The sequence below is a fragment of the Streptomyces anthophorae genome, from assembly GCF_049310305.1.
Lineage (GTDB): Bacteria > Actinomycetota > Actinomycetes > Streptomycetales > Streptomycetaceae > Streptomyces.
Genome location: NZ_JBLWQQ010000001.1, coordinates 6168977 through 6181569 on the forward strand (window position 1 = coordinate 6168977; position 12593 = coordinate 6181569).

At 71.5% G+C, this 12593-nt stretch carries 13 protein-coding genes and 1 tRNA gene; 8 read left to right on the forward strand and 6 right to left on the reverse strand.

Annotated features, from left to right (window positions below; translation table 11 throughout):
• Positions 1–70 precede the first annotated feature (70 nt).
• Both ACNYS0_RS27945 and ACNYS0_RS27950 read left to right on the forward strand, forming a co-directional pair.
• Entirely contained in the window at positions 71–1216 is a 1146-nt protein-coding gene (locus tag ACNYS0_RS27945) for a DUF475 domain-containing protein (protein WP_422477210.1), read from the forward strand.
• Positions 1217–1329: 113 nt separating this feature from the next.
• The gene (locus ACNYS0_RS27950; protein WP_422477212.1) at positions 1330–2073 is read left to right on the forward strand and encodes a TerD family protein; all 744 of its coding nucleotides are present in this window, start codon (positions 1330–1332) and stop codon (positions 2071–2073) included.
• Here the strand turns inward: ACNYS0_RS27950 and ACNYS0_RS27955 are convergent.
• On the reverse strand, positions 2060–2920 hold the full coding sequence (locus ACNYS0_RS27955; protein ID WP_422477214.1) for a TerD family protein: 861 nt from the start codon (positions 2918–2920) through the stop codon (positions 2060–2062). The two genes, ACNYS0_RS27950 and ACNYS0_RS27955, sit on opposite strands and share 14 nt — an antisense overlap.
• 220 nt (positions 2921–3140) lie before the next feature.
• Here ACNYS0_RS27955 and ACNYS0_RS27960 point away from each other — a divergent pair, with 220 nt between their 5' ends.
• The 3 genes from ACNYS0_RS27960 to ACNYS0_RS27970 all read left to right on the forward strand — a co-directional run bounded on the left by ACNYS0_RS27960 (position 3141) and on the right by ACNYS0_RS27970 (position 7581).
• Positions 3141–4313, forward strand: coding sequence for an HpcH/HpaI aldolase/citrate lyase family protein (locus ACNYS0_RS27960; protein ID WP_422477216.1), 1173 nt, complete (start codon positions 3141–3143; stop codon positions 4311–4313).
• 71 nt (positions 4314–4384) lie between these two features.
• On the forward strand, positions 4385–6781 hold the full coding sequence (locus tag ACNYS0_RS27965) for a phosphoribosyltransferase (RefSeq protein WP_422477218.1): 2397 nt from the start codon (positions 4385–4387) through the stop codon (positions 6779–6781).
• Between the two features lie 68 nt (positions 6782–6849).
• A complete protein-coding gene (locus ACNYS0_RS27970) occupies positions 6850–7581 on the forward strand; it encodes an HAD family hydrolase (protein WP_422482794.1) in 732 nt (243 codons plus the stop codon).
• Positions 7582–7776: 195 nt separating this feature from the next.
• Here ACNYS0_RS27970 and ACNYS0_RS27975 read toward each other — a convergent pair whose 3' ends face one another.
• From ACNYS0_RS27975 to ACNYS0_RS27985, 3 genes are all read right to left on the reverse strand, one after another.
• A complete protein-coding gene (locus ACNYS0_RS27975) occupies positions 7777–7986 on the reverse strand; it encodes an FmdB family zinc ribbon protein (RefSeq protein ID WP_422477220.1) in 210 nt (69 codons plus the stop codon).
• Positions 7987–8001: 15 nt separating this feature from the next.
• On the reverse strand, positions 8002–8514 hold the full coding sequence (locus tag ACNYS0_RS27980; protein ID WP_422477222.1) for a DUF4383 domain-containing protein: 513 nt from the start codon (positions 8512–8514) through the stop codon (positions 8002–8004).
• Between the two features lie 92 nt (positions 8515–8606).
• Positions 8607–10037, reverse strand: a complete 1431-nt coding sequence (locus tag ACNYS0_RS27985; protein WP_422482795.1) for a hypothetical protein — start codon at positions 10035–10037, stop codon at positions 8607–8609.
• Between the two features lie 170 nt (positions 10038–10207).
• On the opposite strand from ACNYS0_RS27985, the gene ACNYS0_RS27990 reads away from it, so the two are divergent.
• A tRNA-Val gene (locus tag ACNYS0_RS27990) sits at positions 10208–10279 on the forward strand.
• A 24-nt stretch (positions 10280–10303) separates the two neighbouring features.
• On the opposite strand, the gene ACNYS0_RS27995 is transcribed toward ACNYS0_RS27990, so the two are convergent.
• Entirely contained in the window at positions 10304–10717 is a 414-nt protein-coding gene (locus tag ACNYS0_RS27995; RefSeq protein WP_422477224.1) for a hypothetical protein, read from the reverse strand.
• 146 nt (positions 10718–10863) lie between these two features.
• Here ACNYS0_RS27995 and ACNYS0_RS28000 point away from each other — a divergent pair, with 146 nt between their 5' ends.
• Positions 10864–11115 (forward strand): DUF2277 domain-containing protein, encoded by a 252-nt coding sequence (locus tag ACNYS0_RS28000; RefSeq protein WP_422477226.1) that lies wholly within the window; start codon positions 10864–10866, stop codon positions 11113–11115.
• On the opposite strand, the gene ACNYS0_RS28005 is transcribed toward ACNYS0_RS28000, so the two are convergent.
• Positions 11103–11735, reverse strand: a complete 633-nt coding sequence (locus ACNYS0_RS28005) for a DedA family protein (protein WP_422477228.1) — start codon at positions 11733–11735, stop codon at positions 11103–11105. The genes ACNYS0_RS28000 and ACNYS0_RS28005 overlap by 13 nt on opposite strands.
• A gap of 251 nt (positions 11736–11986) precedes the next feature.
• Between ACNYS0_RS28005 and ACNYS0_RS28010 the strand changes: the two genes are divergently transcribed.
• Positions 11987–12517: a superoxide dismutase family protein gene (locus tag ACNYS0_RS28010; RefSeq protein ID WP_422477230.1), complete on the forward strand. Its 531-nt coding sequence runs from the start codon at positions 11987–11989 to the stop codon at positions 12515–12517.
• The last annotated feature ends 76 nt before the right edge of the window (positions 12518–12593 follow it).

A 12593-nucleotide genomic window follows, 5' to 3' on the forward strand; every position in this document is an offset into this window, starting at 1 on the left:
AGCCGTGCGCGGAGCGGGGGAGCCCCGTACAACCAGCACGGGGAAACCCGTTCAGATGATGGGGTAGCCAGTGCTTCTGAAAACCTTCGGCTGGTCGTTCGCGATCACCGTGCTCGGCTTGATCGCCGCGGTGTTCTACGGCGGATGGGAGGCCTTCGGGGTCGTCGCGATCCTCGCGATCCTGGAGATCTCGCTGTCCTTCGACAACGCTGTGGTCAACGCCGGAATCCTGAAGAAGATGAGTGCCTTCTGGCAGAAGATCTTCCTCACGGTCGGTGTCCTGATCGCCGTCTTCGGCATGCGCCTCGTCTTCCCCGTGGTGATCGTCGCCATCAGCGCGAAGCTGGGGCCGATCGAGGCGGTCGACCTCGCGTTCAACCAGCCCGACCGCTACCAGCAGCTGGTCACGGACGCGCACCCGTCCATCGCCGCCTTCGGCGGCATGTTCCTGTTCATGATCTTCCTCGACTTCATCTTCGAGGAGCGCGACATCAAGTGGCTGGGCTGGCTGGAGCGGCCGCTCGCCAAGCTCGGCAAGGTCGACATGCTGTCGGTCTGCATCGCCCTGATCGTGCTGCTCGTCGCCTCCATGACCGTCGCGGTCAACGCCCACCAGCACGGCGGCGCCCACGCGGACAAGCAGGCCACCGTGTTGCTCGCGGGTGTCGCGGGCCTCATCACGTACCTCGTCGTAAACGGCCTCTCGGGCTTCTTCGAGCACCGTCTCGAGGAAGAGGAGGAGCGTGAGCACGAGGCCGAGGAGCAGGCCAAGCGCGAGGGCAAGCCGCAGTCCGCGGTGGTGATGGCCGGCAAGGCCGCGTTCTTCATGTTCCTCTACCTTGAGGTCCTGGACGCGTCCTTCTCCTTCGACGGAGTGGTCGGCGCCTTCGCCATCACCAACGACATCGTGATGATGGCGCTCGGCCTCGGCATCGGTGCCATGTACGTCCGTTCGCTGACGGTCTACCTGGTCCGCCAGGGCACCCTGGACGACTACGTGTACCTGGAGCACGGCGCGCACTACGCGATCGGCGCGCTCGCCGTGATCCTCCTGGTCACCATCCAGTACCAGATCAGCGAGCTCATCACGGGCATGATCGGCGTCGTCCTGATCGCCTGGTCGTTCCTGTCCTCCGTGCGCCGCAACAAGCGCATCGCGGCGGCCGAGGGCGGATCCGGGAGCGCGGACAAGACCGAGGTGTCATCAGGAGTCTGATTCACGGGTTTGACCCCTGGGTCATTCCTGGAACGCTGTGAGCGGGGCGGTTGTACGAGGACAAGTCCTCAGCGGCCGCCCCGTCGGCATGGACGGCGGCACTTGGGGGCGGTATGTCCTTCTGGGACAGGCTATGGCGCGGGAACTCCGCGCAGTTCGAGTTCGATTCGGGCAGCGCGGCGACCAACGCCATCGAACTCACCAAGCGACATCCGGTCGTCTCGCTCTCCAAACAGGGCGCGGCCACCGGCAATCTGCGGATCAATCTGTCGTGGCGGATGCGCACTTCGGACATCGGCGGGCCCAAGCGGAACAGCCTGATGCGGCATCCGTTCAGCATGTTCAAACCCGATGTGGTGCAGGCACACACCCAGTCGATGGTCAATGTGGACCTCGACCTCGGCTGCCTGTACGAGCTGAAGGACGGCGAGAAGGGCGTCGTGCAGCCGCTCGGCAGCTTCTTCGGGGCGCTCAACGAGGCGCCGTACGTCAAGCTCAGCGGCGACGACCGGTTCGGCTCGGCGTCCGGTGAGACGATCTACGTCAATCTCGATCACCGCGACTCCATCAAGCGCCTGCTGGTGTTCGTCTACATCTACGACCAGACGCCGGCGTTCGACCGTACGCACGCCCATGTGACGCTGTACCCGAGCAACGGCCCCCGCATCGAGATCAGCCTCGACGAGCGGGCGCCGCAGGCCCGTTCGTGCGCCGTGGTCTCCATCGAGAACGTGAAGGGCGACTTCGTCGTGCGACGCGAGGTGCGCTTCGTGTACGGGTTCCAGGCCGAGCTCGACCGGCTGTACGGCTGGGGCCTTCAGTGGGGCCGCGGCTACAAGTCCGTCACTGGCCGATGAACTGCGGCCCCTGCGGCGGGAGCTTGAAGGCCGGGTCGGGCCACGCCGACACCGGCTGCGGGTACCCGTACGCGGGCGGCTGCTGCTGGGTGGCGGCCGCGGGCGGATAGCCGTACGAGGGCGGCTGCTGGGGCGGCAGCGGGAACGAGGCCGCCGCGACCGGCGCGGCCTCGGGCATCGGGCCGGGGGCCGCGAGGGGCGGCGCGGGCTCGGCGGCCGGGGCGGGGGCGACGGGGGGCCGCGCGACCGGGGCGGTCTCGGCCTCGGGCTCGGTGACGGGCGCGCCCTCGGGCTCGGCGGACTCGTCGACCGAGATGCCGAAGTCCGTGGCGAGGCCCACCAGGCCGTCGGAGTAGCCCTCGCCGACCGCGCGCAGCCGCCAGCCGTCACCGCGCCGGTACAGCTCGCCGCAGATCAGCGCGGTCTCGGCGCCGGTCTCCGGCTTGATGTCGAAGTACGCGATCGGCTCGGCGGCCTCGGCGCCTGCGTCGTAGAGGGACAGCCGCAGTGACCGGACGTTCTCGAACGGGGTGGCGTCCGGGTCCGTGGAGGCCGTCACGAGGATCCGGGCGATCTCCGCGGGGACGCCCGAGAGGTCGGCCTGGATGGTGTCCGTCATGCCGTCGGCCACGCGCTTCTGGCCGAGCCGCCAGACCTTCCCGTCGGGGTGGCGCGGCTGGTTGTAGAAGACGAAGTCGTCGTCGGAACGGACCCGGCCGTCCGCGGCGAGCAACAGCGCCGAAGCGTCAACGGCCGACACGCCCTGCCCCGGAGACCAGTGGAGCACGGCGCGCACCGCTGTGGCGTCGAGCGGGACGTTCGCCCCCTTGAGCATCGCGTGCGTCATGCGGTCATCCTGCCTCCCCGCTCCTGGCCGGGACAACGCGGGGTGCAAAGATCGACATCTCTGTGCGCAGGCATCGTCCCGCCGCGCGCGAGGCCGGAAACAGCGCGCGACATGCGCCGGTTACCAGAATTTCATTGCGGACGGGAACCTTTGACACACCCTTGTACGTACTATTACCGGCCACATCATTTCGGGTGGCACGGCAGTGCGGGGGAGTCTTATGCGTCATTTCGGGCACATCGCCCCTGAGGTGCGGGAGCGTCTGTTCCACGAGGAGCCGCGGGACTTCACCGCGGACTCCCCGCCCCACATGCTCGCGGCGGCGCTCGGGGCGACGCTCTACAGTCCGGCGACCCGCCTCCAGCTCGCGGACGACGTGCTCAAGCAGGCCGGGCGAGGCGTCGTCTCCATGGTGCTGTGCCTGGAGGACTCGATACACGACGGCGAGGTGCAGGGCGCCGAGGAGAACCTCGTGCGGCAGTTCGCCGACCTCGCGCGCCGGGGGACCGAGGGCGCCGAGCCGCCCCTGCTCTTCATCCGGGTACGGGACCCGGAGCAGATCACCGACCTCGTGGCGCGGCTCGGCAGCTCCGTGGACCTGCTGTCCGGATTCGTGCTGCCGAAGTTCACCGAGGAGCGGGGGGTTCCGTTCCTGGAGGCCCTCACCGCCGCCGAGGCGGCCTCCGGGCGGCGGCTTTTCGCCATGCCGGTCCTGGAGTCGGCAGAGCTGCTGCACCTGGAGACGCGCGGCGACACCCTGGCCGGCATCGCCCGCACCGTCGACAAGTACCGCGACCGCGTCCTCGCGCTGCGCCTCGGCGTCACAGACTTCTGCTCCGCGTACGGGCTGCGCAGGCCGGCGGACATGACGGCGTACGACGTCCAGATCGTGGCCTCCGTCATCGGGGACGTGGTCAACCTGCTGGGCCGGGCGGACGGCACGGGGTTCACGGTGACCGGCCCCGTCTGGGAGTACTTCCGCCACCAGGAGCGCATGTTCAAGCCGCAGCTGCGCCGCAGCCCCTTCCTGGAGGGCCGGGCAGACGACCTGCGCCAGGCGCTCATCCAGCACGACATGGACGGGCTGCTCCGCGAGATCGAGCTGGACCGGGCCAACGGCCTGCTCGGCAAGACCTGCATCCACCCCACCCACGTACTGCCCGTGCACGCGCTCTCCGTGGTCAGCCACGAGGAGTACAGCGACGCCTGCGACATACTGCGGCCCGAGCGGGGCGGCGGCGGTGTGCTCAGGTCGGCGTACACGAACAAGATGAACGAGGTGAAGCCGCACCGCGCGTGGGCCGAGCGGACGCTGCGGCGCGCGGAGGCGTTCGGGGTGGCGCGGGAGGACGTGGGGTTCGTGGAGCTGCTGACGGCCGGGTTGCCGGGATGAGCGCCTTCGGGGCGCGTGCAGAGGTGGGCCCGGCTTCCGGGCAGGGTGAACAGACGAGAGGCAGCGGGAACGTGGTGTGGTCAGGGGAGTGGGTCGCCGAGCGGCTCGGGGTCGGGCTGACGGGCGACCGGGAGCTGCCCGAGCTGCTGGGGCTCGCGCTGCGCCGCAACCCCAAGAGAGCGCACCTGCTGGTGTCGAACGTGCTGGGCAAGCATGTCCCGCAGCGCCCCTCCGTGGTGTGGGGCGCGGGCCGCGAACTCGGCGTACGGGTCCGGGAGTTGCTGGGCGACGAGGCGGCGCGCCGCGCGGTCGTCCTCGGCTACGCGGAGACGGCGACGGGGCTCGGGCACTCGGTGGCCGACGGCCTCGCCCTCGCGCCCTATCTGCACTCCACGCGCAGGCCCGTCGAGGGCGTGGCCCGCGCGGGCGGCTTCGAGGAGTCCCACTCGCACGCCACCTCGCACCTGCTGCTGCCCGAGGACCCGCAGCTCCTCGCGGGGGGTGGACCGCTGGTCCTCGTCGACGACGAGTTCTCCACGGGGAACACCGTCCTGAACACCATCCGGGCGCTGCACGAACTGCACGCGCGCGGCCACTACGTGATCGTCGCGCTCGTCGACATGCGCTCGCCGGGCGACCAGGGGCGGCTCGAGGAGTTCGCGCGCGAGATAGGGGCGCGGGTCGACCTCGTGGTCGCGGCGCGCGGTGCGGTGCAGCTTCCGGACGGGGTGCTGGAGAAGGGGCAGGCGCTCGTCGCGGAGCACGAGGGCGGGCGGCTGCCCGCGCCCCGCGGGGAGCGCGCCGAGCTGATACGCCTCGATGACCTAGGCTGGCCGCGGGGCCTGCCGGACGGCGGGCGGCACGGGTTCACCCCGGAGCACCGGGAGCGCCTCGAGGCGGCGCTGCCCGGCATGGCCGCGCGCCTCGCGCCGCACCTCGGCGAGGGCCGCGTACTCGTCCTCGGCAACGAGGAGCTGATGTACGCGCCGCTGCGCCTCGCCACCGAGCTGGAGGCGGCGGGCGCCGACGTCGTGTACTCCACCACGACCCGCTCGCCCGTCCTCGCCGTCGACGACCCCGGCTACGCGATCCGCAGCCGCCTCGTCTTCCCGGCGCACGACGCTCCGGCCGACGGGCCGGGGGAGCGGTTCGCGTACAACGTCGCGGGGGGCGGCTTCGACACGGTCGTCGTCGTGCTCGACTCGGTCGGCGACACCGCCGAACTCGAAGGGCCCGGCGGGCTGTTGGAGCGGGTCTCCGAGCACGCCTCGCGGGTGGTCGTGGCCGTGGTGCCCTCGTACGTCCCTCAGGAAAGGCCCCCCATGCCGTTGCCCGAGCCGCTGCGCGGCCCCGCGTTCTCCTCGTACGCGCCGGACGAGGTGGGGTGGCTGCTCCAGGATCTCTCGGACGTACGCCTTGAGGCGCCCACCGAGGAGCGCGAGGAGGCCATTCAGGGCGGCGGCGCTCACTACGCGGAGTCGCTGCCCGTCGAGTACCAGCCGAGCGCCGAGTACCAGGAGCTGTTCCACGCGGCCCTCGAGGCGTCGGCGGGGCGAATAGCCCACGCGGTGGGCGTGGTCACCGAGACGGTGCTCGCCGAGCGCTCGCCGCGGCCTGTCCTCGTGTCGCTCGCGCGCGCGGGGACGCCGGTGGGCGTGCTGATGCGGCGCTGGGCGCAGCGGCGGCACGGCCTGGAGCTGCCGCACTACGCGGTGTCCATCGTGCGCGGCCGGGGCATCGACGCGAACGCGCTGCGCTGGCTCGCCGCGCACCACGATCCGGCGGACGTGGTGTTCGTCGACGGGTGGACCGGCAAGGGCGCCATCACGCGGGAACTCGCCGCGGCCGTCGCCGAGTTCGAGGGCTTCGACCCGGAGATCGCCGTGCTCGCCGACCCGGGGTCGTGCGTGCGGACGTACGGCACGCGGGAGGACTTCCTCATCCCCTCGGCCTGCCTCAACTCCACGGTGTCGGGGCTGATTTCGCGGACGGTGCTGCGCTCCGACCTGGTCGGTCCCGACGATTTCCACGGGGCGAAGTTCTACTCCGAGCTGGCCGGTTCGGACGTCTCCGGGCGGTTCCTCGACGCGGTGGAGGAGCGGTTCGCGGAGGTCGCGGATGCGGTCGACGCCGAGGTCAAGGAGTTGCAGGGGGCCGACCGTACGCCCACGTGGGAAGGCTGGGCCGCCGTCGAGCGGATCAGCGAGGAGTACGGGATCCACGATGTGAACCTGGTGAAGCCCGGGGTCGGCGAGACGACCAGGGTGCTGCTGCGGCGGGTGCCGTGGAAGATCCTGGCGCGGGCGGATGCCGGGGCGGACCTCGACCATGTGCGGTTGCTGGCGGAGCAGCGCGGGGTCCCGGTCGAGGTGGTCGGCGAACTCCCGTACACCTGCGTCGGGTTGATCCACCCGAAGTTCACGCGCGGGGCGACGGGGACGGACGGCAGGGCGGTGGCGGCCAAGTGACCACCACCGTCGTCGCGAGCGATCTCGACCGTACGCTCATCTACTCCGCCGGCGCGCTCGGCCTCACCATGCCGGACGCGCAGGCGCCGCGGCTGCTCTGCGTCGAGGTGTACGAGGGCAGACCCCTGTCGTACGTCACCGAGGACGCCGCCGAGCTCCTTGTCGAGCTGGGGCAGCGCGCGGTGTTCGTGCCGACGACCACGCGGACGCGCGAGCAGTACGGGCGGGTGCGGCTGCCGGGGGCGGCGCCGAGGTACGCGATCTGTGCGAACGGGGGGCACCTGCTGGTCGACGGGGTGTCGGATCCGGAGTGGCGGCATGCGGTCGGGGAGCGGCTCGACTCGGAGTGCGCGCCGCTCGGGGAGGTCCGCGAGCGGATGGTCGGTGCGGCGGATCCGGCGTGGCTGCTCAAGGAGCGGGTCGCGGAGGATCTGTTCGCTTACCTGGTCGTCGACCGGGCGGCCCTGCCGGAAGGGTGGGTCAAGGAGCTCGGGGAGTGGGCCGACGGGGTCGGTTGGGGTGTGTCGCTCCAGGGGCGCAAGGTGTACGCCGTGCCGAAGCCGTTGACCAAGGGGGCGGCGGTTGCGGAGGTTGCGCGCAGGGTCGGGGCGGGGCAGACGCTGGGCGCGGGGGACTCGCTGCTGGACGCGGATCTGCTCAGCGTGGTGGACCGGGGGTGGCGGCCCGGGCACGGTGAGCTGGCGGATGTGGGCTGGGTGTCGCCCGGGGTGACGGTCTTGGCCGAACGCGGGGTTTCGGCGGGGGAGGCGGTGTTGCGGGGGTTCCTCGGGTCGCTGTGAGCGCGGTGCGGCGCCGGGGTCGGCGCCCTGGCTCCGTTGCGCGGCACCGGGGTGCCGCCTTGCCCATCCTGCCGCCCAAGGCGGCAGATTGCCCAAGGCGGGACCGGATCATTCAAGCCCCTGCGGCGATTGAGCAGCGGGGTCCGGGGCGGAGCCCCGAGACCGTGACGCCGGTGTCGGCCGTCCGGCCCCGGCTCACCCGCAGCAGCCGCCCCCACAGCATCCGCCGCCCCCGGCGCTCGGCGTCGGGGATGCGGCGGTCCCGGCCACGGACACCGTCGAGAGGAGCTTGGTCGTGTCCTCGTGGCCCTCGGGGCACGTGGCCGGGGCCGAGGAGGCGGACATGGGACGGGTGAGTTCGAACGTCGTGGCGCAGCTGCGGCAGCGGTACTCGTAGCGTGGCATGCGCCAAGAGTACGGTCAGGTCCGGTCGGTTGGGGCGTGCCTGGCCTGCCAGTACGGGTTGTCGTGCGGCAGCGTTCCGCTGACCCGCCCGTACATCCCGAAGCACATCAGCAGCACGCCGACGACAAAGCTGAACAGCACGTTCTGGATGCGGAACGCCAGGAAGTTGAGGTCGGTGTCCAGGAGCGCCAGATTCACGAAGCCGCTGAGGATGAACAGGATGCCCAGCGTCATGTTGAGCGTCGATGCGAAGTTGCCGCCGATCAGCATGCCGGCGAAGAGCAGCAGGCCGACGCAGATGGACAGGACGCTCAGCGCGCCGTTCGTGTTCAGGCCCGCGACGGTGTCCCCGCGGGTGTCGAAGAAACCGATCTTGTCGATGAGCCCGAGGACGCCGAAGGCGAGCAGGACGAGGCCCATCAGGCCGGCACCGGTGCGGTACACCTTGCTGAGCCGGTGATCGAGGGGCAGATGCTCGTCGAGCGTGACATGGCGCCCGGGCCTGGGGCGGAGTACGTGCGTGGACATGATCGCCTCGCCTCCTTGCACGACGCGGAACGTGCGCACCTGACGCACGTACGCACCTCAAGGATCCGCCCGTCGCAGGGGGAACGCCAACGTCAGACGCCGCCGCCCCGGTCCTCCCGGATCTGCGTGACCACGCGGGCCACCGTCCGCCGCACGCCCTCCGTCTCCGTCAGGAAGTGCCAGTAGTCGGGGTGGCGCCCCTCAAGACCCGCGACGGCGCGGTCCAGGCGGGCCACCGACTCGTCGAGCGGGCGGGCGTGCCGCGGGTCGGGCGTGGAGCGGCCCGCCATGGCGAGGCGCTGGGCGTCCCGGATCGCGAAGCGGGTGCGGTCGATCTCCGCGCGGGGGTCCTTGGACACCGCGTTCAGCCGCTGAAGGCGGTCGGAGGCCGCCGACACCGACTCGTCCGTCGAGTTCAGCAGCGCCCGCACCGTGGACAGCAGCGCCGTCGCGTTCGGCCAGTCCTGGCTTTCGCGGGCCGAGCGGGCCTCGGCGAGCTTGGACTCGGCCTGCCGCACGTTCTCCGCGGCCGTGTCCGGCACGGACTGAAGGTCCTGCCAGCACGCGGCCGTGAACCGGCGCCGCAGCTCGCTGAGCACCGGCTCGACCTGCCCCGCCCGCGTCTGGAGCGCCTGGGCGCGGGTCCGCAGGGAGACGAGCCTGCGGTCGATCTCGGCGGCCCGCTCGGGCAGCCGCTCGGCCTCGGCCCGCACGGACTCGGCGTCCCGCGCGACCCGCTCCGCGCGCTCCAGGGTCTCCGGCACGCCGTGCTGCCCCGCCCCCTGGTTGAGCTTGGTCAGCTCGGGGCCGAGAGCGGCGAGCCGCGCCGCCAGGTCGTCGGCCTTCAGGCCCGCCTCGCGTACGGCGTCGAGCGCGGTCGTCGCCGCGAGCAGGGACTGCCGGGCGCGCTCCACGGACGGCGCGACCCGCGCCAGCTGCGTCTCCGCCTTGCCGAGCAGCGGTCCGATGCCCTGCGCGAAGCGGTCCAGGTCCTGCTTGACCTGCGTCAACTGCTGCTTCGCCTGCGTCAGTTCGCTGTGGGCGCGGGAGGCGGCGGCGGCCTCCAGATCGTCCCGGTCCAGGTCGGTGGCGTCGACGGCGGTGATGTACTGCCCGCTGACCTCGTCGATCCGGCGGCCGAGGCCCGCGAACTCGTCGACGGCGCGGCGGGCCGCAGGCGAGTCGTCGACCGCGGTGATCGTCTCTATCGAGATGCGCAGGTCCCGCTGGGCGGTGTCCAGCTCGTAGAAGGCCGCGGCCGCGTCGTCCTTGGCGGCCTGTGCCTGGGCGCGCTGCGATTCGGCGCGGCCCCCGAACCAGCGCCGGGTGCCTCCCGCGTTGAACGCGCCCGTGAGCGTGGCCGCGAGGAGGGGGAGCGGGAGGGCGACGAGCGTCAGGGTGTCCTTGAGGGAGCGTCCGAAGGACGCTTCGGGGCGCCGGGGGCCGGGGGCGGACGACTGACGCGGGTTCCTCGTGGTCGTCGTCGCCGTCACTAACCTCTCCCGCGCTGTCCGTGCCGTCATCAGCCCTGCCCGGTCCATTCTCCCATCGGTTAATGACGAACACACGGGTCCGTTAGTTCGCGGTTCGGCGGGTAACTTTCCCCGGAGGTTCTCCGGGGATTACCTGATTGCCGAGCAGGGGCATCGGCAAGGTAGGCTGTCCACTCGTCCTGGCCGCACGCCGGGATCACGGGCGCGTAGCTCAGGGGTAGAGCGTCTGCCTTACAAGCAGAATGTCGGCGGTTCGAAACCGTCCGCGCCCACCGTGACGGAAGGCCCCTCGGCGATCAGGCCCGGGGGCCTTCGTCGTGTCCGGAGTCCTCGGGGCCGGGCTGCCCATGTTCGGGCTCGGGCTCGGGCTCGGGCTCGTCGTGCACGTGCTTGAGGCGTGCGCGGGCCCGCACCGCGTCGCCGCCCGTCAGCTCGGACCAGTATCGATGGCACGTCACGAAGACGGCCAGTTCCAGCTCGCGCCTGCGGAGTTTCTCGACCTCCGCCTGATCGTCCTCGCTCCAGCCGGGCGAGGCCGCGCGCTCCATCTTGCGCCACCCGTGCGTGTCCATGACCGCGTCGTGGGGCTCGACCGACCAGGGGAGCCGCTTGAGCAGGGCCAGGAGTTCGGCCCTGATCTGACGCAGCTCGGCCTGGCCGGCGAGGAGGTCGCCGGGAAAGTCGAAGTCGGAATCATCGGTCGCTGCCACCCGGCAATGGTACGTCTGTTCGAATTCAGGGTGCGAGCAACTTCGGCCACTTCGGTGGGCAGTTCACGCGAACGTGTGGCCGAACGGGCTCCGGACCGTCGGCCGATCGCCGGGTGCGGAGCGCCCCGCGGCGGCAGACTGGAGGCATGTGCCGCAGCATCAAGACCCTTCGCCCGCCCGCGCTCCCCGAGGAGGCCACCGAGGACGAGATCAGGGCCGCAGCCCTCCAGTACGTGCGGAAGGTGTCCGGCTTCCGGGCGCCGGCCGCGCACAATCGCGCGGTGTTCGAACGGGCCGTGGACGACATCGCCCGCGCGACCGCCGAGCTGCTCGACGGCCTCGAAGTGCGCGGGTCCGCGCAGCCGAAGAGGCCCACGGAGCCCGCTCAGGCCTCCTGAGCCGCCGGTACCGGCCTGCGCATCACGTACGCCGCCACGGCGCCCGCGCCCACCAGGGCGAGGACCGAGACGACGGTGGAGAGCCAGCTCGCGCCCAGCCACTGGGCGCCGAAGTAGCCGAGCGCCACGCTGTACGCGGCCCAGGCCACGCCCGCCGCCGCCGACCACGGCAGGAACTCGCGGACCCTGCGGTGCGCCGTGCCCGCCGCGAAGGAGACGACCGAGCGGCCCGCGGGCGCGAACCGGGCGATGATCACGAGCAGCCCGCCGCTGGACCGCGCGAGCGCCCCGCCGAGACGTTCCTGCGCGGTGCTCAGGCGCCGGGAGCGGGCGAGGGCGCGGTCCAGGCGCTCGCCGCCGCGCCAGGCGATCCGGTAGGCGACCAGGTCGCCGAGGACCGAGGCCGTCGCCGCGCAGAGCGTGAGGGCGAGCAGGTCCGGGAGGTTGGGGTGCGGGACGCCGCCGGTGGCGGCCGCGCCGCCCGCGGTCGCGGTGGCCGCGGCGATCACGAGGAAGCCGCTGGGCAGCACGGGCACGAACACGTCGAAGACGACGGAGAGCGCCACGATCGCGTAGATCCACGAGCTGTCGGTCAGTGACCCCAGGACGTTCTCCAGCACTGCTCGCCTACTCCCGTACGGACCGTTCCGGTGCTGCCCGGCTGCTTTCCGGCCGTTCCCTCCCGACAGGAGCGGCTGACATGTCAGCTGTACAGCGTACGCCTCGGAAGTGGCTGAAGTGACGAAAGGGGCACAGTTGTTCCGGATCTCACGTTCCCGCGTGTTCCTGCCGTGATGGGTCGGTCACGTCCCGTACCAAAAGCTCAGCAAGAGGCGGGTCTGGTGACCCCGGGTGATCGGAGGAAACGGGAATGAAGGCGAAAATCGTGACGGGTGCCCTGGCGGCCGCCGTGCTCGCGGTGAGCAGCGGCACGGCCAGCGCGACGACGAGTTACTGGGTGCGGGCGGCGGGGCACTTCTCGCCGCCCGACGCGTTCGTCGCGTCGTCGGCGCTCACGTACGACAAGGGCCTCGTGCCCCCGGCGTCGGCGATCCGGGTGGCGCAGCACGGCACCGACTCCGGCATGACGGTGAGCCTGCGGGTGAGCGGGCTCGTGCCGGGTCACGAGTACGGGGCGCACGTGCACCAGAAGGCGTGCGGCGCCGACCCCGAGGCCGCGGGCGGGCACTACCAGAACGTGGTGGATCCGAAGCGGGTGACCGAGGAGAACGAGCTCTGGCTCGACTTCACCGCCGACGCGGACGGCAACGGCAGGGCGAAGGTCCACAAGAAGTGGGGGCTGCGGCCGGGCGGCGCGGGCTCCGTCGTGATCCACGACAAGCCGGGCTCGTCGGGGGAGCGGGTGGCGTGCTTCACGGTCCCGTTCGCCTCGGTCTCCTGAGGCCGCACGCGTACGAAGGCGGCCCGCCCTCCACGAGTCCACGTGGGGAGCGGGCCGCCGTCGTACGCGCGGGGCC

Excerpts from the sequence above, each read along its gene's own strand:
- ACNYS0_RS27950 (WP_422477212.1), top strand. The coding sequence starts at position 1,330 with ATGTCCTTCTGGGACAGGCTATGGCGCGGGAACTCCGCGCAGTTCGAG.
- ACNYS0_RS27955 (WP_422477214.1), bottom strand. The coding sequence starts at position 2,920 with ATGACGCACGCGATGCTCAAGGGGGCGAACGTCCCGCTCGACGCCACA.
- ACNYS0_RS27960 (WP_422477216.1), top strand. The coding sequence starts at position 3,141 with ATGCGTCATTTCGGGCACATCGCCCCTGAGGTGCGGGAGCGTCTGTTC.
- ACNYS0_RS27970 (WP_422482794.1), top strand. The coding sequence starts at position 6,850 with ATGCCGGACGCGCAGGCGCCGCGGCTGCTCTGCGTCGAGGTGTACGAG.
- ACNYS0_RS27975 (WP_422477220.1), bottom strand. The coding sequence starts at position 7,986 with ATGCCACGCTACGAGTACCGCTGCCGCAGCTGCGCCACGACGTTCGAA.
- ACNYS0_RS27980 (WP_422477222.1), bottom strand. The coding sequence starts at position 8,514 with ATGTCCACGCACGTACTCCGCCCCAGGCCCGGGCGCCATGTCACGCTC.
- ACNYS0_RS27985 (WP_422482795.1), bottom strand. The coding sequence starts at position 10,037 with ATGACGGCACGGACAGCGCGGGAGAGGTTAGTGACGGCGACGACGACC.
- ACNYS0_RS28000 (WP_422477226.1), top strand. The coding sequence starts at position 10,864 with ATGTGCCGCAGCATCAAGACCCTTCGCCCGCCCGCGCTCCCCGAGGAG.
- ACNYS0_RS28010 (WP_422477230.1), top strand. The coding sequence starts at position 11,987 with ATGAAGGCGAAAATCGTGACGGGTGCCCTGGCGGCCGCCGTGCTCGCG.